This window comes from Phenylobacterium sp., assembly GCF_025934275.1.
GTDB lineage: Bacteria > Pseudomonadota > Alphaproteobacteria > Caulobacterales > Caulobacteraceae > Phenylobacterium.
On sequence record NZ_JAICYI010000017.1, the window covers coordinates 22,167 to 43,782 of the forward strand.

A 21,616-nucleotide genomic window follows, 5' to 3' on the forward strand; every position below is an offset into this window, starting at 1 on the left:
AGCACAGCGGGTTTCGGCGCGCTCCGCAACGGCGCCCTGGCGTCAGGGCTCAGCGATGGTGGTCGTGGTCGAAGTCGTGGTGGCGGTCGAAGCGCGTGTCGCCGAAGCGGCGGAAGCCATCGGCATGATGGTGGCGGAAATGGCGGTCCCGATCGCGGATGAACGGCGCGTCGATGCGGTTGCGGAAGTAGAAGAAGCCGTCGCCGCCCCAGTAGCCGCCATAGTACGGCCCGTAGAAGCCATCGTAGTAGACATCGCCGGCGTAGTACGGGTCGTATCCTGAGGCGTAGGACCCGTAACCCGGATAGCCGTAACCGTTGTAGCCGTTGTAGCCATAGTAATCGTCGGCGCAGGCCGAAAGCGCGAAGGCGGCGCAGACCGCCAGGAACATCATCTTCATCGGCGTCCTCCAAGACGCACGTCGTCCCTGTCTTGCAGACAACGGATCGGCGGCTCGGCAGGTTGCCCGGCACGGCCGGTTCGACTTGGCGTTTCGCATGGCGGCGCTATGGTCGCGCGGCCCAGACGTCGAGGATGCTCGCATGCGCCGCCACCTGATCGCCGCCGCCGCGGTTCTCGCCCTCGCGGGCTGCCAGAAGGCGGGCTCGTCCGACCCTCTGGCCGGCTTCGGTCCCAATCCGCCTCTGCCGAAGCCGCAGACCGGCATCCTGCCGCAGTTCGATACGCCGAAGGCGGTCGGCTGGCCGAAGGGCGCTTCGCCCAAGCCGCCGCCGGGCTTCACGGTGACCCGCTTCGCCCAGGGCCTCGATCATCCGCGCTGGGCCTACGTGCTGCCGAACGGCGACGTGCTGGTCTCGGAATCCGCCTCCACGCCGCCCAGCCCGCAGGACCACACCCTGCACGGCCCCGAGGCCTGGCTCGCCAAGCTGGTGCTGAAGCGGGTGGGCGCGGCCTCGGCTCCCAGCGGCAACCGCATCGTCCTGCTGCGCGACGCGAACGGCGACGGCGTCGCCGAAGTGAACGACGTCTTCGCCCAGGGCCTCAAGCGGCCGTTCGGCATGGCGCTGATCGGCGATGCGCTCTACGTGGCCAACGACGACAGCGTGGTGAAATTCACCTACCAGCCCGGAGCGACCTCGGTCCAAGGCTCCGGTGAGAAGGTGCTCGACCTGCCGGGCGGGCCGATCAACCACCACTGGACCAAGAACATCGTCGCCTCGCGCGACGGGACCAAGCTCTACGCCTCGGTCGGCTCCAACTCCAACGTCGGCGACAACGGCGTCGCCGCCGAGCAGGGCCGGGCCGCGATCTGGGAATACGACATCGCCTCAGGCGCCCACCGGGTGTTCGCCTCGGGGCTGCGCAATCCGGTCGGCATGGACTTCGAGCCCACCACCGGCCAGCTCTGGACTTCGGTGAACGAGCGCGACGAGATCGGCCCCGACCTGCCGCCCGACTACATGACCAGCGTCAAGGACGGCGGCTTCTACGGCTGGCCCTACAGCTACTACGGCCAGCACGTCGACAAGCGCGCCAAGCCGCCGCGGCCCGACCTGGTCGCCAAGGCGATCCCGCCGGACTACGCGCTCGGTCCGCACACCGCGTCGCTGGGGCTCACGTTCTACACGGCCGCCGCCTTCCCAACGCAGTACCGGGGCGGCGCCTTCGTGGGCCAGCACGGCTCGTGGAACCGCAAGCCGCTCAACGGCTACCGCGTGGTCTTCGTCCCGTTCCAGGGCGGCAAGCCGCAGGTCCCCGCCCAGGTGTTCCTGACCGGCTTCCTCAACGCCCAGCAGCAGATCCAGGGCCGCCCGGTCGGCGTCGCCGTCGACAAGGCCGGCGCGCTCCTGGTCGTTGACGACGTCGGCGGCATCGTCTGGCGCGTCGCGCCCGCGAAATAGCCTCAGCTCAAGCCCGCGCCGGGATCCGCACCATCAGCTTGCGGTAGGCGCGCAGGAAGCACGACTTCACCCGCACCGGCTCCTCGACGATCTCGATCACCGGGAAGCGCTTCAGGATCTCCTCCCAGACGATCTTCAGCTGCATCTCCGCCAGCCGCATGCCGACGCAGCGATGGATGCCGAAGCCGAACGAGACGTGATGGCGCGGCCGCTCGCGGTCGACGATGAACGCCTCGGGGTTCTCGATCGCGGTCTCGTCGCGGTTGCCCGAGACGTACCACATCACCACCTTGTCCCCGGCCTTGATGGTCTTGCCGCCGAGCTGGACGTCCGCCTTGGCGGTGCGGCGCATGTGCGCCACGGGCGTCTGCCAGCGGATGATCTCCGGGATGGCGCTGTCCAGCAGCGCCGGATTGGCGCGCAGCTTGGCGAGCTGGTCGGGGTTCTGGGTGAAGGCGAGCAGGCCCCCGGTGATCGAGTTGCGGGTGGTGTCGTTGCCGCCGACGATCAGCAGCAGGATGTTGCCCAGGAACTCCATCAGCGGCATCTCCTTGGTGGCTTCGCCGTGCGCCAGCATGGAGATGAGGTCGTTGGCCGGCGGGGCGTTCACCCGCTGGTCCCACAGGTTCTTGAAATAGAACGCGCAGGCCATCAGCTCGGCTCGTCCCTGGTCGACGGTCATCGCCGTGTCCGGGAACACCTCGCGGATGGCCTCGGAGTAGTTCTCCGGCTCGTTGGTGTCGGTGGTGGCGAGGTCCGACCAGTAGGTGAGCTTGCGCCGGTCCTCGAACGGGAAGTCGAACAGCGTCGCCAGCATCTGCGTGGTGAGCTCGATGGAGACGCGGTTCACCCAGTCGAACGGCTCGCCGATCGGCAGCTCGTCGAGGATCTTGGCCGCGCGCTGGCGGATCAGCGGGGCGAAGTTGGCGAGGTTCTCCGACGAGACGATCGGCTGGATCACCTTGCGCTGCTCGTCGTGCTTGGGCGGGTCCATGGCGATGAACATCGGCATCTGGAAGTCGTCGCCCGGCACGGGGTCGAAGATGCCGATCGCCTTCTCGGAGGAGAACACCTGGTGGTTGGTCTCCACCGCGATGATGTCGTCGAACTTGGTGATCGACCAATAGGGCCCGAACTCGCTCTCGGCGCAGTAGTGGATCGGGTCCTCGCGCCTCAACCGCTCGAAGAACGGCCAGATGGTGTTGCTCACGAAGCGGTCCTGGACGCTGACGTCGATCTTCTCGATGGGAGTCGAATAGGCTTCGGCGCGCGCGGCGTCGAAGGTGGCGGCGTCGTCAGCCATGGCCCGGGCCTTCTCTCTCAAAGCTTGTGGCAGGTGAGACCCGCCTCGGCCATCTGGCAAGAGGGAACCCGAACGAACCTGACGCCTGCGTCACGTTGACGAGGGCGCGGGCTGGGGTCAGGCTCCCCCGTCGCGGCTTCGACCGCGCGGAGGAAGCATCCATGGCCAAGCTGCGCTACCGGCGGGACGACCTGATCGCCAGCCACGAGTTCGCGCGGCCGCACGAGGCGGCGGGTTACCGGCTGCACGGCGGCTTCGACGCCGCCGGCGACTACGTCTCGCCGCGGGTGAAGAACCGCTGGCCGGCGGTTCAGGCCTGGAGCGCGGCGCTCGAGGCGCGCGGCTGGCCGCTGCTGGACGCCACCACCAGCCTGCTCAAGCTGCCGAACTATCCGAACGTCGACCAGGAGCGGCTGCTGCTCGGGGCGGGCTTTCGCCAGTTCCTCTGGAACTCGCTCACCGTCACCGGCGTGATCGAGGCGCGCGGCAAGCAGCTCGCCCTGTTCGACGCGCCCGACATGCAGAGCATCGTGGTCGAGGATGTCGCCGACACCGCGCTCGGTCATCTGGGCCAGGGGTTGTTCGAGGCGCACGGCTGGGACGAGGGCGGCGGCGACGCCCGCACGCCCGATCTCGGCGCCCACGACCAGATGTGGTTCGCCGTGCGCGACACCGTGTTCGGCAAGGACGCCTACCCGCTGCCTGAGGTCCCCGAGAACATCTCCCGGCCGGAGGCGGCCGCGCGCGAGCTTCCCGACCTGCCGCCCGGGTTCGAGGCGCTTATCAAGATGCTGATGAACGTGCTCTTGATCGAGGTGCGCGCCGAGAGCTTCTTCGCCTTCTGTTGCGCCGTGTTCCGCGATCCGGCGAACTTCGCCGACCGCCGCGCCGCGACCGAGCAGGCGGCGCGGATCGTCGAGCGCATCCGCCAGGACGAGCAGATCCACGTCGCCTATCTGCGCGTCGCGCTCTCCGAGCTGCGCAGCTTCACCCTGAAGACCGTGAACGGCGGCTCCAGGCCGGGCGCCGAGATCCTCGACCCGCTCTGGGACCAGATGATCGACTGGCATGGCCGTAGAGAGCGAGAGCTCGCCCGCGAACGCGTCCGCGTCGAGGTCGGCCGCCAGGTCATCGCCACCCTCGGCGAGACCAAGGGCCGGGCCTTCCTCAACGCGTTCGACGCCCTGGGCGAACCCGTGAAGGAGCCGGCCTAGAGCGAGGCGCCGACAAATCCGAGCTCACAGCGGCAGCGACAGCATCGGGCGCCCGACCACGATCTGGCCCGCGAAGTGCGCGCCGGCCGCCGCCGCCCATTGGGCCGGCGTCACCGCCGCGTCGTCGCCCGGGACGAAGTGGTTGAGCACCAGGGTCTTCACCCCGGCCGCCGCGGCGATGCGGCCCGCATCCTCGGCCGAGGTGTGGTGGCTCAGGATGCTCGCCGCCAGGCGCGAGGCGTTGGGCCGCCGCGCCGCGAGCCGTTCGACGGCGGCGGGGAACATCGCCTCGTGCACCAGGTAGTCGGCGCCGCGCGCGAAGTCCGCGAGCGCCGGCAGGTAGGAGGTGTCGCCGGAAAACACGACCGTCTTGCCGCCGAGCTGGAACTTCAGGGCGTAGCTCTCGGCGAGCGGCGGGTGGTGATTGCGCAGCGCCGAGACCGCGAGCTCGCCCTCGCGCATCACCTCGCCCTGCGTGAACTCGTGGCACCGGACCAGCTTGCGGAGGTCCGGCCGCCCTTCGTCGCCGATGCGCGCTTCCAGGTCGATCCGGTTGGACAGCCAATAGGCGGCGAGCAGCTCGGCCAGGCCCCGCGGCCCATAGACGTCGAGCGGATCGGCGAGCCCGTCCGCCCAGGCGTTGTAGAGCAGCGGCCCGAGCTCGAGGTTGTGGTCGGAGTGGTGGTGGGTGATGAACACGCGCCGCAGCGCCGGCAGCGGAATGCCGGCCTCGATCAGCTTCAGCGTCACGCCATAGCCGGCGTCCACCACCAGCGGCGCCCCGCGGAACACGATCACGCTGGCCGACGGCGTCTGGGCGTAGCCGTCGACCAGCGGCCCGCCGCGCACGCCGAGCAACACCAGCCGATCCGGCCCAGGCGCGGGCGGCTGGGCGCGCGCCCGCCGCAGCGCCAAGAGCGCGCCCACGCCCGCTCCGGTGAGCGCCACCAGGCTCCTGCGCGTCGGCTTGCGAATGTCCATCGCGCCGCCCCCGAGCGTATCCCCTGCGGTGACGGTAAGCGGACTCTCGGGAGGTCAGCAATGGGTGGGAAGGCGGACTTCCGGACGCGTCCCGTCATGCTTGGGGTGACAGACGGATCCACTTGGTGGCGATCCACTTCTCGCCCGAAATCACCGGGCGGCCCCAGTGGAGGGAGGGCCTCAGGGGCGAACGCTGACGGTCGAGGGAGGGGAAGAGGAGGGCCGCGCCCCGCGTGGGGGTAAATTCGACCTTCAGGTCCGGAAACTGCGTCCAGCCGCCGCCGTCGACGTCGGACAGGTACATGATGACGGTGAGGAGCCGCTGACTGTTGCCGGTGAGCGCCTCGGCTCCGGCCGGCGTCTCCGGGTCGAAGAAGTCGAAGTGCGGAACGTATTCGCCCCCGGCCGTGTAGTGCACGATCTGTAGGTTCTCGCCCAGAGCAACGGGCAGATCCGTCAGCTTGGCGATGCGGCTCTCGATGCGCCTTGCAAGCTCGCCGTCCCCCCGCCGGATCACGCCGCTGCGGCTCGATCGGCTGGGATCGACGACGCGCTCCCCCTTGCGCTGGTCGAAGACCTTGGAGTCCTCCATGCGCCCGTCGGCCTGGGCGATGAGCCCTGCGCATTCCTCGTCGGAGAGGAACTCGGGAAGAAAGAAAATCCCGCTCCCGAAATGCTTCACCAGGATGGGCACGACCCGGTCGACCAGGAGGACCCGGTTGAACGGGGCGAGGACATCGAGCCTTCGCCAGAAACGGTCGGCCGCCTCGGCCTGGGAGTCGACGGGTTCGGCATCGAAGAGCCCGCCCTGCTGGGACTTTGCGAACCGCGCGGATTCCTCACGCAGGAACCCTTCCACGTCCTCAGCGCGATAGCCGGCGGCGACCAGCGCCGCTTTGACATCGGCGAGATCGTGTCCGGTCCCGACGTGGAACTCGAACCACTCCCTCAGACCCGGGCGCAGAGCTTCGGTGATGGACTGCTGAGCCACAAGGAATCCCCACGGCGGAGCCGGGCAGGCGCCCACGTCCTCAATAGCCCACGCCTAGCCGGATCGATCCAAGACCCTGTCGGACTGGGGATCCTGTGGGGCTCGAAAGCTCGCTCTACCTCCCCCGCGAAGCGGCGGGAGGGGGACCGCTCGCCAGAGAGCGAGCGGTGGAGGGGGCGAGCCGGGTAGTGTCTCAGAGAGACAATACCGCGAGCCGCGCGTGCTTGCGCTCGGCCACGATCAGCTCGTTCGCCCGCAGGAAGACGCCATGTGCGACGCCGCTCAGGCCCGCATAGATGTGCGAAGCCGGGATGCGCAGGATCCGAACACCCGCGCCCCTGCGCCAGCGGTCGCGTGCGGCGTCTCTGGCTTGCGAAGCCTCGTCCCAATGGGTCGCGCCGTTCACCTCGATCGCGAGCCGCGCCGCCGGGCAGTAGAAGTCCAGGATGAATGGCCCGAGCGGGTGTTGGCGGCGAAAGGTGGGCTTGTCCGCGCTCCGGCCGCGCAGCCGGCTCCAGAGCATCACCTCCGGCTCGCTCATGTTCTTCCTGAGCGCCCGCGCTCGTGTGGTGGTCAATGTTCGTCGCAAGGCCCCTGCCTCCGGCTCGCCCCCTCCACCACGCGCTCTGCGGCGCGTGGTCCCCCTCCCGCCGCTTCGCGGAGGATGTAGAACAATAGCGGAACATCTGGAGGAAGAGTCAAGACCGACCATGACTCCAGATTGATGCTTGTCGACGTGCGCCTGAGCGCTGTCAAATGGCGGCGGCAGGGGGGTGGTGAGCATGAAGATCGGACGATTTGCGGCGCTTGCGCTCGCGCTTATCGGCTCAACCGCCCACGCCCAACTCCCCGCCTCCGCCAAGCGTGAGGCGTGGCTCGTCGCCGGGCTCCAGCAGCCCGCGCAGATCATCGTCGACCGCTGGGGGATCTCGCACATCTATGCGGGCTCAGTGCGCGACGCCTTCTTCCTGCAGGGCTACAACGCCGCCCGCGACCGGCTCTGGCAGATCGACCTGTGGCGCAAGCGGGGGCTGGGGCGGCTCTCCGCCAGCTTCGGGCCGGCCTATGTCGCGCAGGATCGCGCCGCGCGGCTCCTCCTCTACCGCGGCGACATGGCCCGGGAGTGGGCGTCCTATGCGCCGGGCGCGAAGGACGCGGTGACCGCCTGGGTGGAAGGCGTCAACGCCTACGTGGCCGAGGTTCGCGCGGGCGCAAAGCCGCTGCCGATCGAGTTCAGGCTGACCGCCAGCCAGCCGGAGACCTGGCGGCCCGACGACATCCCCCACATCCGCAGCCACACCCTGGTCGGCAACGTCACCTCCGAGGTCGCCCGCGCCCAGGTGGTCTGCGCCGGCGGCGTGGCGGCCGACCGGCTGCGGCGGAAGATCGAGCCCACGTCGCACAAGCTCGTGGTCCCCGACGGCCTGAACCCCTGCGACGTGCCGGCTGACGTGCTGAACGACTACATCCTGGGCACCGAACAGGTGAGCTTCGCCGCGCTCGCCGGCCGCAGGACCGCCGCGCTCGATCCGCGCGCCCAGCTCGCCGAGCGGATCGATTCCACTTCCGGCGAAGGCTCCAACAACTGGACGATTTCCGGCTCGCGCACCGCCACCGGCCGGCCGATCCTGGCCAACGATCCGCACCGGGCGGTGGGCGTGCCCTCGCTCCGCTACATCGTCCACATGGAGGCGCCGGGGCTGTCGATCGAAGGCGCGGGCGAGCCGGCGCTGCCGGGCGTCTCGCTCGGCCACAACGCCGACGTGGCCTTCGGCCTGACCATCTTCCCGATCGATCAGGAGGACCTCTACGTCTACGAGACCAACGGCGACGCCTACCGCTACAAGGACGGCTGGGAGCCGATGAAGGTGGTCCGCGAGACCATCGAGGTGAAGGGCGAGGCGCCGCGCGAGGTCGAGCTCCGCTACACCCGCCACGGCCCGGTGCTGAAGATCGAACCGGCGAAGCATCGCGCCTTCGCCCTGCGCACCGTCTGGAACGAGCCCGGCGCCGAGGGCTACTTCCAGAGCTCGCGCCTCTGGCGGGCGAAGTCCTGGGCCGACTTCGAGGGCGGCCGCGACGCCTGGGGCACGCCGCCGCTCAACCTGGTCTATGCCGACCGCTCGGGCGTGATCGGCTGGTCGGCCGCGGGGCTGACGCCCGTGCGGCCCAATTGGGACGGGCTGATGCCGGTCCCCGGCGACGGCCGCTACGAGTGGGCGGGCTTCCTGCCGGGCGCCGAGCTGCCCTGGATCAAGAATCCCGCCAAGGGCTGGTTCGCCACCGCCAACGCCATGAACCTGCCCAAGGGCTACCCCGACGAGCAGCGCAAGGTTTCCTTCGAGTGGAGCGACCCTTCGCGGATCACCCGCATCGAGGAGGTGCTCGCCGCCGAGCCCAAGGCCACCATCCGGCAGTCCATGGCCCTGCAGACCGACACCGTGAGCGCCGAGTCCCGGCGCCTTCGGGCGCTGCTTCGCGCCGACATGGGGCAGACGCCGCCCGCCCAGCCCGGCTCCAACCTGGCCAGGGCCATCGAGCTGCTGGAGGCCTGGAACGGCGACGAGCGGACCGACAGCGTGCCGGCGGCGATCTATGAGGTCTGGGTCTCCGGCTACCTGGGCAAGGGCGCCGCGGCGATGTATGCGCCGCAGGCGGCGCGCGATCTGATCGGCCAGGGCAGCCTGGACGCCGTGATCAGCTTCCTGGAATCCGGCGAGGCCGGCCCGCGGCGCAAGCTGTTGCTGCTCGCCACGGTCGGGGCCGCGGTCCAGGAGCTCGAGCAGCGTCTCGGCCCGGACATGTCGACCTGGACCTGGGGGCGGCTGCATCGGGTGGAGTTCCAGAACCCGGCAGGCGTGCTGGCGGATCGCGAGACCGCCGCGGGGATGGCGGTCGGGCCTGTGGCGGTCCCGGGCTCGGCGTCGACGCCGCGCGCGGCGACCTACCGCCCCGAGCTCTTCACCCAGGTCGCCGGCGCCTCGGTGCGCATGGTCCTCGACGTCGGCCAGTGGGACAACTCGACGGTGGTCAACACGCCAGGCCAGTCCGGCGATCCGGCGAACCGCCACTACCGCGATCTCTTCGCGCCCTGGGCCGCGGGCGAGTACGTGCCGCTCCGCTACACCCGCCCGGCCGTGGAGGCGGCCGCCGAGACCGTCCTCGACCTCACGCCAAGGCGCTGAAGCCGCGACGTGCGGAGCGCGGATGCGCACTATTCCTTGGCGCCCAGCTGCTCTTGCGCTATACTGAACAAAACAAGAACTATTCTGATCTTTCTCAAGTGAATCAAGACTCAAATCACCGCGCCAGCCGCGGTGTAATTCGCACATATCCCCACCCTGTTGTAGGCGATCAGGCTTGGCCGGCCGCGCCTAGAGGCGCCCGGTCACCGGCAGCAGCGCGCCCGTCACCGCGCGGGCCTCCTCGGAGGCCAGGAACAGCATCACCGCGGCGAGGTCGGCCGGCGCGACCCAGGCCGAGTGGTCGGCCTTGGGCATGTCCGCCCGGTTGGCGGGCGTGTCGATGATCGAGGGCAGCACCGCGTTCACCGTCACGCCGTCGCCCTTCAGCTCCTCGGCGAGCGATTGGGTGAGCGCATGCACGCCGGCCTTGGAGGCCGCATACGCGCCCATGCCGAGCGCGGCCTTCAGCGCCGCGTTGGCCCCGACGTTGACGATGCGTCCCGCCGCCGAGCGCTTCAGGTGCGGGATCGCCGCGCGGCTGGCGTTGGCGGCGGTGAGCACGTTCAGCCGGTAGAGGTCGTACCAGCTGGCCGCCGAGCCACCCTCGACCTTCTCCCAGGCGAAGCCGCCGGCGATGTTCAGCAGCGCGTCGATCCCGCCGAACCGCTCGGCAGCGGCCTCGATCGCCGCGCCCGCCTGGTTGGCGTCGGTCAGGTCAACGCCGCCGAGCACGAGCGCGCCGTCTGGCGTCGGGCTGGATGGCGCCTTGGCGTAGTCGACGAGGGCCACGCAGGCGCCCTGCTCGGCAGCCGCCTGGGCGACCGCCGAGCCAAGCGCGCCGAACGCGCCGGTGACGAGGAAGACGCGTCCCGCCATGCTGGCGACGGCTTACAGCGCCTCGACGATGGTGACGTTGGCCAGGCCGCCGCCTTCGCACATGGTCTGCAAGCCGTACTTCTTGCCGCGCTTCTTCAGCGCGTAGAGCAGCGTGGTCATCAGCTTGGTGCCGGAGGCGCCGAGCGGGTGGCCGAGCGCGATCGCGCCGCCGTTGACGTTCAGCCGGTCGGGATCGGCGCCCAGCGTCTGCAGCCAGGCCACCGGCACCGAGGCGAAGGCCTCATTGACCTCGAAGATGTCGATATCGTCGACGCTCATGCCGGCCTTCTTCAGCGCCCGCTCGGTGGCGGGCAGCGGGGCCTCCAGCATGATCACCGGGTCGTGGCCGATCACCGACAGGTGGTGGATGCGGGCCATGGGCTCGAGGTTGAACTCCTTCAGCGCCTTTTCGGAGACGATCATCACGCCCGAGGCGCCGTCGCAGATCTGGCTGGAGGTGGCCGCCGTGATCCGTCCGCCCTCACGCAGCAGCTTCACGCCCTTCATGCCGTCCAGGCTGACGTCGAAACGAATTCCTTCGTCCACGTCGTGGCGGACGGTGTTGCCCTCGGCATCCTTGCCGTCGACGCCGACGATCTCGTCCTTGAAGGCGCCGGCCTGGGTCGCGGCGATCGCGCGCTGGTGCGAGCGGTAGCCGAACTCATCCAGCTGATCCTTGGTGAGATCGTACTTCTCCGCCATCATCTCGGCGCCCATGAATTGGCTGAACTGGATGTTTGGATAGCGCTCCTCCATGCGCGGACTCTTCGGCTGGCCGAAGCCTTCCTTGGCGGGCAGCGCCACCGACAGCCCCATCGGCACGCGGGTCATGCTCTCGACGCCCGAGGCGATCACCACATCCATGGTGCCGCTCATCACCGCCTGGGCGGCGAACTGCAGGGCCTGCTGTGAGGAGCCGCACTGGCGATCCACCGAGGTCCCCGGCACGCTCTCCGGAAGCTTGGAGGCCAAAACGGCGTTGCGGGCGATGTTGGTCGCCTGCTGGCCCACCTGCATCACGCAGCCCATCACCACGTCTTCGACCGCGGCCGGATCGACGCCCGTGCGGTCCATCAGCTCGTTCAGCACCACCGCGCCCAGGTCGGCGGGATGCCATTCGCGCAGACGGCCGCCCTTGCGGCCGCCGGCGGTGCGGGTTGCGGCGACGATGTAGGCCTCGGCCATGGTGAGACTCCTTGATCCTTCGGGTGCGCGTCCGGCGCGTCGGAGACGCTTCTAGAAAGGCGCCGTTGCGGAAGACAACGGCTCAACCAAACGCTTGTTTTAGGATGCGCTCAAGTCCTTCCGCGTCCGCCCGGTCGAAGGCGCCGGGCCGTTCGGAGTCGATATCGAGGACGGCGATCAACCGCCCGGATCGGTCACGCACGGGGACCACGATCTCGCTCTTCGAGCGTGCGTCGCAGGCTATGTGGCCCGGGAACGCCTCGACATCCTCGACGATCTGCGTCTCTCCGGTCGCGGCCGCGGTCCCGCAGACGCCCCGGCCGAAGACGATCCGCAGGCAGCCCAGCGTGCCTTGGTAAGGCCCCACCACCAACTCGTCCGGCTTGTCGGGATCGACCAGGTAGAAGCCGGTCCAGAAGTGGTCCTCGAAGGTCGCGGCCAGCATCGAGGCCACGGTCGCCATCCGCGCCACGAGATTCGGCTCGCCCTCCAGCACCGCTGCGATCTCCTGGGCCACGATGGCGTAGCGGTCGCGCTTGTCGCCCGTGATGATCTTCTCGTTGAAAGCCTCGGCCATGGACGGGATTTAGGCGCGCCGGGCTCCGGCGTCACGCTGCCCGCTCTGTCTGATCGGTCACGGCGAGGCCGGGGCCTTGTAGGCTTCGCAGTCCTTGTCGGCCGGATGGTCCGTGCACCAGATGAATTGCGCGTTGATGTGGTCGAGGAACCGGTTGACAGCGTCGGCCCGCGCCCTCGGTTTCTGCTGCGTGGCCGGGTCGTTGATGAGCTCGTGCAGCCGCTGCAGCATCGCGGGCGTAGGTCGGTTCGCCTGCAACTCGCTCTGCGACTGTCCGAGCGTCTTCAAGTAGCGGACGTCGGTCGCATTCAGCGCAGCGTCCTCGGCGGCGGCAGCGGTCCCTGCGGCGACGAGGATGAAGACCAGGAGCGGCGTAATCCGACGCATCGCGAGCCTCCCCGCCTCCACGTTGCGTAGGGTGACGCTGCTCTGCGAACGCGAGTCCGTCAAGCCGGACTGGCCGGCCGCTATGCCCACTCCTGCGCGTTCCGCAGCCGGATGCCGCTGAAGTGCAGGCTGGAATTCCAGAGCCCCTGGAGCGGCGTCAGGCGAGGCATGACCCGCAGCTCGACGCCCATCGCCTCCAGCGCGCCGAGAAGATCCCCGATCACCTCCATGCTGAGCGGCTCGGCCGGTTCGCGCGACACCCACATGCCGGCGTCGTGCAGATCCTCGAAACCGTCAGGCGGCAGCTCGTAGCGACAGGTCCGACCCGTCCTCATCCGCTCCCACCAGGCCCACTCGATGTGGGCGATGATACGATCGGAACGCTCCCCCCACCACGGCGCGAGATCCTCGTCTTTCGTCTGCGGCGTCTGCCAGATGAGGATGCGGGGGCAATCGCGCGGAAACAGGTACATGGCCTGGTGCGGCTCATCGATCGCCCAGACCAGCGGCCCGTTCAGCCATTCGCGCCCCGCAGGCCGCTCGGACGGAATCGCTACGGGCCGCGGCTCGAAGCGGCTGATGCCGCGATCGTGGCTGAAGTGGAAGAGCCGCATGGCGCGGCAGCTTCAGCGCGCGGGCCGCGGCGCGTCAACGCGGACCCGGCCATCGCCGAGGGTTTCGTCGATCCCAATCGGGCTGGCGGTCTGGCGGCGCGGCCATCCCAGTCGGCGGCGAAAGCCCGCGCGATCATGGCCTGGTTCGCCCACGGCGGGATCGAACCGGATTAGGGCTCAGGCTGCGCCGACAGCGGCTTCGTCGCCGTCCTGCGCCCCATCCTGCTGCATCACGTCGCAGAGGGTCTGGAAGAGGTCGGCGGCGGCGATGGGCTTGGCGACATGGCCGTCCATGCCGGCGGCCAGGTACTGCTCCACCTGGTGCGACATGGCGTTGGCGGTGAGCGCGATGATCGGCGTCCGCTTGCGGCCCTTCTCGGCCTCCAGCTCGCGGATCTGGGCCGTGGCGGCCAGGCCGTCCATCACCGGCATCTGCACGTCCATCAGGATGATATCCCACTCGCTGCTGGCCCAGGCCTCCACCGCGGCCTCGCCGTTCTCGACCACGGTCGGTTCGACGCCCAGCTGGTGCAGCATGGTCTTGAGCACCAGCTGATTGACCTGGTTGTCCTCGGCGGCCAGCACCCGCAGCCGCATCGGCTGCAACTCCGGCGGCGGAGCGGGCGCGAGTTCGGGCGGCCCCTTTTCTTCGCCGACCCAGGGCAGCGGCAGGCGCACCAGGAAACGGGAACCTTCCCCGACCTTGCTCTCGACGGCGATGTCGCCGCCCATCAGCTGGGCGAGGTCGTGGCAGATGGCGAGCCCCAGGCCTGTGCCGCCGAAGCGGCGCGTGGTCGACGAGTCCAGCTGGTCGAACTTCTGGAACAGGCGGACCAGATTCTCCGGGGAGATGCCGACGCCGGTGTCCGCGACCGCGATCTCCAGCATCGTCTCGCGGCGCGCCGCGGTGACGCGGATTTCGCCATGGTCGGTGAACTTCAGGGCGTTGGAGATCAGGTTGTAGAGGATCTGCCGCACGCGCGTCGGATCGCCCATGTAGCGGCCGCGGGCCTTGGCGATATCGAGGGCGAACGACAGCCCCTTCTTGTTGGCGAGCGCGGTGAAGGCCGAATAGGCGCCTTGCGCCAGGTCGGCCAGGTCGAACTCGATGGCCTCGAGCTCCAGCTTGCCGGCCTCGATCTTCGAGAGATCGAGCACGTCGTTGAGGATGGCGAGCAGGGCCTCGCCGGAGCGATGGATCACCACCAGCCGCTCACGCTGCACGTCGGAGAGCTCGTCGGCGGCCATGGCCTGGGCCATGCCCAACACCCCGTTCAAAGGCGTGCGGATCTCGTGGCTCATCGTGGCCAGGAAGGCGCTTTTGGCGGCGTTGGCGGCCTCGGCGGCGAGCTCGCCCTCGCGGGCCTGGTGGCGGGCGGCGCGCAGGGCGCTGCGCGAACGGTCCAGCATCCGCCTGGCGAGGAAGAAGAAGTTGACCATGGAGACGACAGCCGCGACCAGGGTCACGGCGACGGCCGGGCGCAGTCCGTCGCGCAGGGCTTCGTCCAGACCCATGTAGGCCATCGCCAGGGCGTAGGGGCTCAGGAGCAGACGGAAGAGGGCGATATCGGCGTAGTACTGCAGGAGCACGTAGGCCGCGCCGATGAAGGCGGTGGCGAGCGCGAACAACCCGGCCACGGAATGTCCGGTGCGCCACAGCACGACGCACAAGCCGGCCTGCAGCACGGTGGCGACGATGCTGTTGACGACAATGATGCTCACCGGCCGCGCCGAGCCGGCCGCCGGATCGCGGGTCACCCGAAGCCCGACGACGAGGGTGATCCACACGCCCATCAGCCAGAGCGCGGTCCAGAACCCTCCGATGTAGAACAGGGCGACGGCGGCGACGGCCAGGCTGCTGATGAACCGCGGCATGAGATTGCGCGCAGAGGCGGCGAACAGATGCAGGCCCTCGCCGCGAGCCGGCCTTGCCGCGGATGCCTTCGCGCCGTCAGCGACGTGGCTCAACAGTGCCTCCCCCGGGTCGTGGGGCGACTTTGGACCGGGCGTGGTTAACCGCGCGTCAAGGCGCGCGCGGGGCGGCTGGCTGCGGTTCTAGAACGACTTCGGAAGCTCGAGCACGTGGGTCGCCACGTGGCTGAGGATCAGGTTCGTGGAGATCGGGGCCACTTGGTAGAGGCGCGTCTCGCGGAACTTGCGCTCGATGTCGAACTCCTCGGCGAAACCGAAGCCCCCGTGGGTCTGCAGGCAAACATCTGCCGCGTACCAGGACGCCTCCGAGGCCAAGAGCTTGGCCATGTTGGCTTCGGTCCCGCAGGGTGCTCCCGCCTCGAACAGGGCGGCCGCCTTGTCGACCATCAACGCGGCGGCGCTCGCCTGCACATAGGCGCGCGCGATCGGGAACTGGATCCCCTGGTTCTCTCCGATGGGCCGGCCGAAGACTTCGCGCGCCTTGGCGTAGGCGCTGGCGCGGTCGACGAAGAAACCCGCGTCGCCGATGCACTCCGCCGCGATCAGGATCCGCTCGGCGTTCATCCCGTCGAGGATGTAACGGAATCCCTTCCCCTCCTCGCCGATCAGATTCCCCGCGGGGACCTCCAGGTCCTCGAAGAACAGTTCGGTGGTGGCGTGGTTCAGCATGGTGCGAACCGGCCGGATGGTCAGTCCCTTGCCGATCGCCTGGCGCAGGTCCACCAACAGCACGCTCATGCCGTCCGACGGCTTGGCCGCCTCGTCCCGCGGCGTGGTGCGGCAGAGCAGCACCATCAGGTCCGAATGCTCGGCGCGCGAGATCCATAGCTTGCGGCCGGAGACCACGTAGCTGCCGCCTTTGCGGCGGGCGAAGGTGGTGATGCGGGTCGTATCGGTGCCGGCGTCGGGTTCGGTGACGCCGAATGCCTGCAGGCGAAGCTCGCCCGAGGCGATCTTCGGCAGGTACGCCTGCTTTTGGGCGGCCGAGCCGTGCCTGAGGATCACCCCCATGGTGTACATCTGCGCGTGGCAGGCGCCGCCGTTGCAGCCGGAGCGGTGGATCTCCTCGAGGATCGCCACAGCCGCGGCGAGCCCGAGGCCCGAGCCGCCGTATTCCTCCGGGATCAGCACCGACAGGAAGCCCGCCTCGGTCAGCGCCTGGACGAACTCGGTCGGATAGGCCCGCTCGCGGTCGAGTGCGCGCCAGTAGGGACCTGAGAAGCGGGCGCAGAGCTTGCGGATCGCCTCGCGGATCTCGGGATAGCTCGGCTCGGCGTCATGGGCCATGGGGCGCTCCTCCGCGCTCCTGATAGTCCGCCGCGCCGCCGCTGCCTACGCGGGCCGAAGCGATTGCCGGATGCTGAGCGCATGCACGCCCGGCGCGCGTTGCGCCCAGGGCCGCGCCTGCTCCAGCTGATAGGCGAGCTCGAACAAGAGCCGCTCCTGCCCCGCCCGCGCCGCGAACATCGTCCCAACCGGCAGGCCCGCTTCGGTCCAGTACAGCGGAACGCTCATCGCCGGCGCGCCAGCGATGTTGTGCAGCGGCGTATAGCCCACGTACTCGATCAGCCGGGGGACCAGCGTCTCGAACGGCACGCTCGGGCCGATCTCGCCCAGCAGCGGCGGTGGGGTCGACAGCACGGGCGAGATCACCACGTCCAAGAGATGGGCGGGAAACCAGGTGTCGTAGGCGAGCGCCGCGGCTTCCAGGCCCTGGAGGGCAGGGGCGAGGTCGCTCTGCGGGGTCTTGCGGAACATCTCGACCAGACCGAGCGTGAAGGGCTCGAACATGGTCTCATCCGGCGGACGCCCGGCGGCCTTGGCGATCTCCTCGACGGTCCGCGCCGCGTCCGAGGCCCAGAGCAGCAGGAAGTCCTGCATGAAGCGGGCGCCGTCGTGAGGCCAGCGCGTCGGCTCCACATGATGCCCCAGGCTCGCCATCAGCTTGCCGGCGCTTTCCGTGGCGGCGACCACCTCGGGCGAGGGGCTGTGGCCGAGGCCGTCCTCGATGAGCAGGCCGACGCGCAGTTTGCGGCGGATCGGCGCGCGGACCAGGCCCAGGGGCGCGTAGCGCGCCCCCGGCGCGGTGTCCTCGGTGAGCGCGAAGACCGCGGCGCTGTCGCGCACGCTGCGGGAAAGCACGTGCTGCACGGCGTAGTCGGTGACCTTGGTGTCGCCGCGCGTGCCGATCATGCGACCCCGCGAGGGCTTCAGGCCGAACAGGCCGCAGTGCGATGCCGGAATGCGGATCGAGCCGCCGCCGTCGGTGCCGTGCGCCACGGGCACGAGTCCAGAGGCCACGGCCGCGGCCGTGCCGCCCGAGGAGCCGCCGGTGGAACGCGTCACATCCCACGGGTTGCGCGTCACGCCCGTAGCGAGCGGCTCGGTGCTCGGCAGGAGCCCGAATTCGGGCGTCGCGGACTTGCCGATCGTGATCAGGCCCGCCCGGTCAAAGGCGTCGATGTAGGGCTTCTGCGCCGTGGCGGGCGCACTGGCGGCGCGGGATCGGGAGCCCGCCCGCGTCGGCAGGCCGCGATAGTCCTCCAGGTCCTTCACCAGGAAGGGCACGCCCCCGAACGGGCCGGGCGGCGTTCCAGCCTGGGCTTTGTCGAGCGCGCGATCGAAGTCGGAGTTGACGATGGGGTTCAGGACCGGCTGCAGGGCCTCCGCCCGGACGATGGCCGCCTCCACCGCCTCGGACGCCGAGATCTCCTTGCGCCGGACGAGGTCGGCCACCCCGGTGGCGTCCGGCCAGGCGGCGGTGGGCGCGCTCGCCCTGGGGGCGGCTGCGGCCCGGCGCGCCACCGCCAACGCCACGGGCGCAACCGCGAACTCGCGGCGGGTGATGCTGGTCATCGGCGGCCCCCTTACCCGGCGTCGCGCGGGCGCGCTGCCGGCGGTCAGCTTGGCCCGCGATTCCGCCTGGGCGCAATCCTCGGATCAGGGGCGCCGGCGTGCGGCGAGCGCTCAGCTCCGGGATGCGTGCTCGGGTTTCCCCTTGCGCTTGGTGTGGGCCATCTTCTCCAGCTCCTTCTCGCTCATGGATTGCGCCATGTGCTTGGAGGGGCCTTTGAGTTTCGACTTCGGCGTGTCGCCGCGCTTGGCCGACAGCGCCGCCCCGGCGGCCTTCTGCTGCGCCTTTGACTTGGCGGGCATGGTCTTCTCCTTCCGTGTCACTGAGAGAATGCAACTCGAAAGCGCCTCTCCGGTTCACGGCCGCGCGTCGCCGGGGCGCGCGGGGTGATCGCCGATCCCGATCGCGCCGAGCGAGCGATGCTCTCGGCCCAGCGCCGCGGATTTGCCGGCTGGCCCTCGCGCCGACGCGCCGCTTTCCGCGGTTCTTGGGCATGAACGTGCGCGCGGCCTTTGTCATGATCGCGCCTGCGGATTCGGAGCAGGGCATGGATCTCGACCAGCTGGACGCGGGCAAGTTCACAGACGAGCGGACGGCGATCGCCGCCGCACTGGCCGCCCAGCCGCTGAGCGCGGAGGACCGCAGGGCGGTGCGCGGCGAGGCCGAGGCCCTGGTCCGCGCCGCCCGGCGAAGCGCCCGCAAGCAGGGCGTCGTGGAAAGCTTCCTGCAGGAGTTCAGCCTCTCCACTCGCGAGGGCCTGGCGCTGATGTGCCTGGCCGAGGCGCTGCTTCGCACGCCCGACGAGGAGACCCGCGACCGGCTGATCGCCGAAAAGATCGCCTCCGCCGACTGGGCGAGCCACGTCGGCCGCTCGGACTCGTTGCTGGTCAACGCCTCCACCTGGAGCCTGATGCTGACCGGTCGGCTGATGGAGCCCGACGAGGAGGCGCGCGACGATCTGCCGGGCTTCATACGCAGGCTGGCCGGGCGGCTTGGCGAGCCGATGATCCGGCAGGCGGTGGGCGCCGCCGTGCGGATCATGGGCGAGCAGTTCGTGCTCGGCCGCACGATCGCGGCGGCGATCAGGCGCGCTCGCGACGAGGGCTTCGTCTGCTCGTTCGACATGCTGGGCGAGGGCGCGCGCACCGCCGCCGACGCCGAGCGCTACGAGGCGGCCTACGCGGCAGCCATCGCCACGGTCGGCAAGCCGGCGAACGGGCGCGGCCCGGAGGCTGGGCACGGCGTCTCTGTCAAGCTCTCCGCGCTCTCGCCGCGCTATGAGGCGCGCGAGGAGGCCCGCGTCTGGGTCGAGCTCTACCCGCGCCTCAAGCGCCTGGCGGTGCTGGCCGCCGCGGCTGACCTCAATCTGACCCTGGACGCCGAGGAGGCCGACCGGCTGGTGATCTCGCTGAAGCTGCTGGAGCGGCTGGCGCGCGAGGCGGAGCTCGGGACCTGGCGGGGGCTGGGCCTCGCCGTTCAGGCGTATCAGAAGCGGGCGCCCGAGGCGATCGAGGCGGTCGCGGCGATCGCACGGACCAGCGGCCGGCGTCTGATGGTCCGCCTGGTCAAGGGCGCCTATTGGGACTCGGAGATCAAGCGCGCCCAGGTGGCGGGCCTTCCTGGCTATCCCGTCTACACGACGAAGGCTGCGACCGACCTCTCCTACCTGGTCTGCGCGCGCGCCCTGTTCGCCGCCGCGCCTCACCTCTATGGCCAGTTCGCGACCCACAACGCTCACACGCTGGCTGCGGTGCGCGAGATGGCGCGGCAGGCGCACCTCATTTGCGAGTTCCAGCGTCTGCACGGCATGGGCGAGGCGCTCTACGCCTCAGCTCACGAGCGCTACGGTGACTTCCCCCTGCGGGTCTACGCGCCGGTGGGCAATCACGAGGACCTGCTGCCCTATCTCGTCCGCCGGCTGCTGGAGAACGGCGCCAACACCTCATTCGTGCACGCGCTGCTGGACGAGAAGACACCGGTAGAGAAGGTGGTCGCCGATCCGGTCGACGGCGTGCAGGCGGCAGGAGCCGGCCCCCATCCGCGCATACCGCTGCCCGTGAACCTCTATGGACCGGGACGCCGCAATTCGCTCGGCATGGACCTATCGATCACGGCCGAGCGCCAGCGTCTCGCGACCGCCATCGCCGCGCTGGACGGCGAGGTGCTGGAGGCCGGCCCGATCCTCAGCGGCCAACTCGCGCCCGCGGGCGAGGTCGAGACACGCGTCTCGCCCGCCGAGGTCTCCCGCTCGGTCGGGCGAGCCTGGCCGGCTACGCCCGAGCAGATAGATTGGGCCTACGCGGCCGCCAAGCGGGCCCAGGCAGGCTGGGACGATGTGGGCGGCGAGCGCCGCGCCAAGGTGCTGCGCGCCATGGCCGAGGCGCTGGAGGGCGAGCGCGAGCGGCTGATCGCGATCTGCGTCCGGGAGGCCGGCAAGACGCTGGCCGACGCGATCGCCGAGGTGCGCGAGGCCGCCGACTTCTGCCGCTACTACGCCCGGATCGCCGAGACCGACTTCGCCGGGGCCGAGACGCTGAAGGGTCCAGTCGGCGAGACCAACCGCTTCTCACTGCACGGCCGCGGGGTCTTCGCCTGCATCAGCCCTTGGAACTTTCCGCTCGCCATCTTCACCGGCCAGATCGCAGCGGCGCTCGCCGCCGGCGACGCCGTGCTGGCCAAGCCCGCCGAGCAGACGCCGATCATCGCAGCGGAGGCCGTGAGGCTCTACCATGCCGCGGGCCTCGATCCCGACCTGCTGCACCTGCTGCCCGGGGACGGCGAGACGATCGGCCAGGCGCTGGTGGCGCATCCCGACTGCGCGGGCGTGGCCTTCACCGGCGGGACGGACACCGCCTGGGCGATCAACCGCGCGCTGGCGGCGCGCCAAGGCCCGATCATTCCCTTCATCGCCGAAACGGGCGGGCTGAACGCCATGTTCCTCGACACCACGGCGCTGCGCGAACAGGTGATCGACGACGTGCTGATCTCGGCATTCGGCTCGGCCGGCCAGCGCTGCTCGGCCTTGCGCATCCTGTTCCTGCCGCACGAGACAGCCGACGCTCTGATCTTCGGGCTCGCGGGCGCGATGGACGCCCTTGTGCTGGGAGATCCGGCCGATCCCGCCGTCGATGTCGGGCCGGTGATCGATGAGGCGGCGCGGACCGCCCTCGTCAGACACCTGCGGCGGCTCGAGCGCGAGGCGAAGGTGCTCCACCGCTTGCGCGCTCCGAAGGGCGGGCGGTTCTTCGGCCCCGTGCTGTCGGAGATCCCGTCGGCCGCATTCCTGCAGCGCGAGGTGTTCGGGCCGATTCTGCACGTGGTCCGCTACGACCCGTCGAAGCTGGACCAGGCGGCCGCCCCGCTCGTCGCGGCCGGCTATGGGCTCACGCTCGGGGTCCACTCCCGGTTGGAGGCGTTCGCCGAGGCGGTGCAGCGCGCAGTCCCGGCGGGCAACTTCTACGTGAACCGCTCGATCATCGGGGCGGTGGTGGGCGTCCAGCCGTTCGGCGGCGAGGGGCTGTCGGGCACAGGGCCGAAGGCCGGCGGCCCGCACGCGCTGTTGCGCTATGCGCTCGAGCGGGCGGTCAGCGTCAACATCGCCGCCCAGGGCGGCGATCCGGCGCTGCTCAACCTCGGGACCTGACGCGCGCGGACA

The 21,616-nt window shown here is 69.9% G+C and carries 18 protein-coding genes; 4 read left to right on the forward strand and 14 right to left on the reverse strand.

The genetic code is table 11. The features are described from left to right. Nucleotides 1–49: 49 nt before the first annotated feature. Nucleotides 50–400, reverse strand: coding sequence for a hypothetical protein (locus Q0W60_RS06345; RefSeq protein WP_297693723.1), 351 nt, complete (start codon nt 398–400; stop codon nt 50–52). Between the two features lie 142 nt (nt 401–542). Here Q0W60_RS06345 and Q0W60_RS06350 point away from each other — a divergent pair, with 142 nt between their 5' ends. Further along, a complete protein-coding gene (locus tag Q0W60_RS06350) occupies nt 543–1,862 on the forward strand; it encodes a sorbosone dehydrogenase family protein (protein WP_297693725.1) in 1,320 nt (439 codons plus the stop codon). A 7-nt stretch (nt 1,863–1,869) separates the two neighbouring features. On the opposite strand, the gene Q0W60_RS06355 is transcribed toward Q0W60_RS06350, so the two are convergent. Then, nucleotides 1,870–3,165, reverse strand: coding sequence for a cytochrome P450 (locus tag Q0W60_RS06355; protein WP_297693728.1), 1,296 nt, complete (start codon nt 3,163–3,165; stop codon nt 1,870–1,872). A 161-nt stretch (nt 3,166–3,326) separates the two neighbouring features. On the opposite strand from Q0W60_RS06355, the gene Q0W60_RS06360 reads away from it, so the two are divergent. Then, nucleotides 3,327–4,379, forward strand: a complete 1,053-nt coding sequence (locus Q0W60_RS06360; RefSeq protein WP_297693730.1) for a hypothetical protein — start codon at nt 3,327–3,329, stop codon at nt 4,377–4,379. A 24-nt stretch (nt 4,380–4,403) separates the two neighbouring features. Here the strand turns inward: Q0W60_RS06360 and Q0W60_RS06365 are convergent, their stop codons facing one another. The 3 genes from Q0W60_RS06365 to Q0W60_RS06375 form a co-directional block, all read right to left on the reverse strand. Continuing rightward, complete coding sequence (locus Q0W60_RS06365; protein WP_297693732.1) at nt 4,404–5,360, reverse strand: MBL fold metallo-hydrolase; 957 nt, start codon at nt 5,358–5,360, stop codon at nt 4,404–4,406. Nucleotides 5,361–5,454: 94 nt separating this feature from the next. Beyond that, on the reverse strand, nt 5,455–6,351 hold the full coding sequence (locus tag Q0W60_RS06370) for a 2OG-Fe(II) oxygenase (protein WP_297693734.1): 897 nt from the start codon (nt 6,349–6,351) through the stop codon (nt 5,455–5,457). 193 nt (nt 6,352–6,544) lie between these two features. Next, nucleotides 6,545–6,940: a DUF559 domain-containing protein gene (locus tag Q0W60_RS06375; RefSeq protein ID WP_297693736.1), complete on the reverse strand. Its 396-nt coding sequence runs from the start codon at nt 6,938–6,940 to the stop codon at nt 6,545–6,547. 193 nt (nt 6,941–7,133) lie between these two features. Here Q0W60_RS06375 and Q0W60_RS06380 point away from each other — a divergent pair, with 193 nt between their 5' ends. Beyond that, the gene (locus tag Q0W60_RS06380; RefSeq protein ID WP_297693768.1) at nt 7,134–9,536 is read left to right on the forward strand and encodes a penicillin acylase family protein; all 2,403 of its coding nucleotides are present in this window, start codon (nt 7,134–7,136) and stop codon (nt 9,534–9,536) included. A gap of 189 nt (nt 9,537–9,725) precedes the next feature. Here the strand turns inward: Q0W60_RS06380 and Q0W60_RS06385 are convergent, their stop codons facing one another. From Q0W60_RS06385 to Q0W60_RS06425, 9 genes are all read right to left on the reverse strand, one after another. Then, entirely contained in the window at nt 9,726–10,412 is a 687-nt protein-coding gene (locus Q0W60_RS06385; protein ID WP_297693738.1) for an SDR family NAD(P)-dependent oxidoreductase, read from the reverse strand. 12 nt (nt 10,413–10,424) lie between these two features. Beyond that, complete coding sequence (locus Q0W60_RS06390) at nt 10,425–11,597, reverse strand: acetyl-CoA C-acetyltransferase (RefSeq protein WP_297693740.1); 1,173 nt, start codon at nt 11,595–11,597, stop codon at nt 10,425–10,427. 82 nt (nt 11,598–11,679) lie between these two features. After that, a complete protein-coding gene (locus Q0W60_RS06395; RefSeq protein WP_297693742.1) occupies nt 11,680–12,174 on the reverse strand; it encodes a GAF domain-containing protein in 495 nt (164 codons plus the stop codon). Nucleotides 12,175–12,231: 57 nt separating this feature from the next. Beyond that, nucleotides 12,232–12,561: a hypothetical protein gene (locus Q0W60_RS06400; protein WP_297693745.1), complete on the reverse strand. Its 330-nt coding sequence runs from the start codon at nt 12,559–12,561 to the stop codon at nt 12,232–12,234. An 80-nt stretch (nt 12,562–12,641) separates the two neighbouring features. Then, complete coding sequence (locus tag Q0W60_RS06405) at nt 12,642–13,175, reverse strand: DUF6886 family protein (protein ID WP_297693747.1); 534 nt, start codon at nt 13,173–13,175, stop codon at nt 12,642–12,644. Nucleotides 13,176–13,352: 177 nt separating this feature from the next. Next, complete coding sequence (locus Q0W60_RS06410; protein WP_297693749.1) at nt 13,353–15,143, reverse strand: ATP-binding protein; 1,791 nt, start codon at nt 15,141–15,143, stop codon at nt 13,353–13,355. Nucleotides 15,144–15,230: 87 nt separating this feature from the next. Next, nucleotides 15,231–16,394 carry an acyl-CoA dehydrogenase family protein gene (locus Q0W60_RS06415; RefSeq protein ID WP_297693751.1) on the reverse strand — a complete coding sequence of 388 codons (1,164 nt, stop codon included), beginning with the start codon at nt 16,392–16,394 and terminating at the stop codon, nt 15,231–15,233. A gap of 45 nt (nt 16,395–16,439) precedes the next feature. After that, complete coding sequence (locus Q0W60_RS06420; RefSeq protein WP_297693754.1) at nt 16,440–17,963, reverse strand: amidase; 1,524 nt, start codon at nt 17,961–17,963, stop codon at nt 16,440–16,442. 111 nt (nt 17,964–18,074) lie between these two features. After that, the gene (locus tag Q0W60_RS06425) at nt 18,075–18,263 is read right to left on the reverse strand and encodes a DUF3008 family protein (RefSeq protein ID WP_297693756.1); all 189 of its coding nucleotides are present in this window, start codon (nt 18,261–18,263) and stop codon (nt 18,075–18,077) included. Nucleotides 18,264–18,508: 245 nt separating this feature from the next. On the opposite strand from Q0W60_RS06425, the gene putA reads away from it, so the two are divergent. Then, complete coding sequence (putA, locus tag Q0W60_RS06430) at nt 18,509–21,604, forward strand: bifunctional proline dehydrogenase/L-glutamate gamma-semialdehyde dehydrogenase PutA (RefSeq protein WP_297693757.1); 3,096 nt, start codon at nt 18,509–18,511, stop codon at nt 21,602–21,604. Nucleotides 21,605–21,616 lie beyond the last annotated feature (12 nt).

What these genes read in the sequence shown, in the direction of transcription:
- Q0W60_RS06355 (WP_297693728.1), bottom strand. Translation starts at nt 3,165, where the DNA reads ATGGCTGACGACGCCGCCACCTTCGACGCCGCGCGCGCCGAAGCCTAT.
- Q0W60_RS06405 (WP_297693747.1), bottom strand. Translation starts at nt 13,175, where the DNA reads ATGCGGCTCTTCCACTTCAGCCACGATCGCGGCATCAGCCGCTTCGAG.
- Q0W60_RS06350 (WP_297693725.1), top strand. Translation starts at nt 543, where the DNA reads ATGCGCCGCCACCTGATCGCCGCCGCCGCGGTTCTCGCCCTCGCGGGC.
- Q0W60_RS06360 (WP_297693730.1), top strand. Translation starts at nt 3,327, where the DNA reads ATGGCCAAGCTGCGCTACCGGCGGGACGACCTGATCGCCAGCCACGAG.
- Q0W60_RS06415 (WP_297693751.1), bottom strand. Translation starts at nt 16,394, where the DNA reads ATGGCCCATGACGCCGAGCCGAGCTATCCCGAGATCCGCGAGGCGATC.
- putA (WP_297693757.1), top strand. Translation starts at nt 18,509, where the DNA reads ATGGATCTCGACCAGCTGGACGCGGGCAAGTTCACAGACGAGCGGACG.
- Q0W60_RS06365 (WP_297693732.1), bottom strand. Translation starts at nt 5,360, where the DNA reads ATGGACATTCGCAAGCCGACGCGCAGGAGCCTGGTGGCGCTCACCGGA.
- Q0W60_RS06400 (WP_297693745.1), bottom strand. Translation starts at nt 12,561, where the DNA reads ATGCGTCGGATTACGCCGCTCCTGGTCTTCATCCTCGTCGCCGCAGGG.
- Q0W60_RS06395 (WP_297693742.1), bottom strand. Translation starts at nt 12,174, where the DNA reads ATGGCCGAGGCTTTCAACGAGAAGATCATCACGGGCGACAAGCGCGAC.
- Q0W60_RS06425 (WP_297693756.1), bottom strand. Translation starts at nt 18,263, where the DNA reads ATGCCCGCCAAGTCAAAGGCGCAGCAGAAGGCCGCCGGGGCGGCGCTG.
- Q0W60_RS06390 (WP_297693740.1), bottom strand. Translation starts at nt 11,597, where the DNA reads ATGGCCGAGGCCTACATCGTCGCCGCAACCCGCACCGCCGGCGGCCGC.
- Q0W60_RS06345 (WP_297693723.1), bottom strand. Translation starts at nt 400, where the DNA reads ATGAAGATGATGTTCCTGGCGGTCTGCGCCGCCTTCGCGCTTTCGGCC.
- Q0W60_RS06420 (WP_297693754.1), bottom strand. Translation starts at nt 17,963, where the DNA reads ATGACCAGCATCACCCGCCGCGAGTTCGCGGTTGCGCCCGTGGCGTTG.
- Q0W60_RS06385 (WP_297693738.1), bottom strand. Translation starts at nt 10,412, where the DNA reads ATGGCGGGACGCGTCTTCCTCGTCACCGGCGCGTTCGGCGCGCTTGGC.
- Q0W60_RS06380 (WP_297693768.1), top strand. Translation starts at nt 7,134, where the DNA reads ATGAAGATCGGACGATTTGCGGCGCTTGCGCTCGCGCTTATCGGCTCA.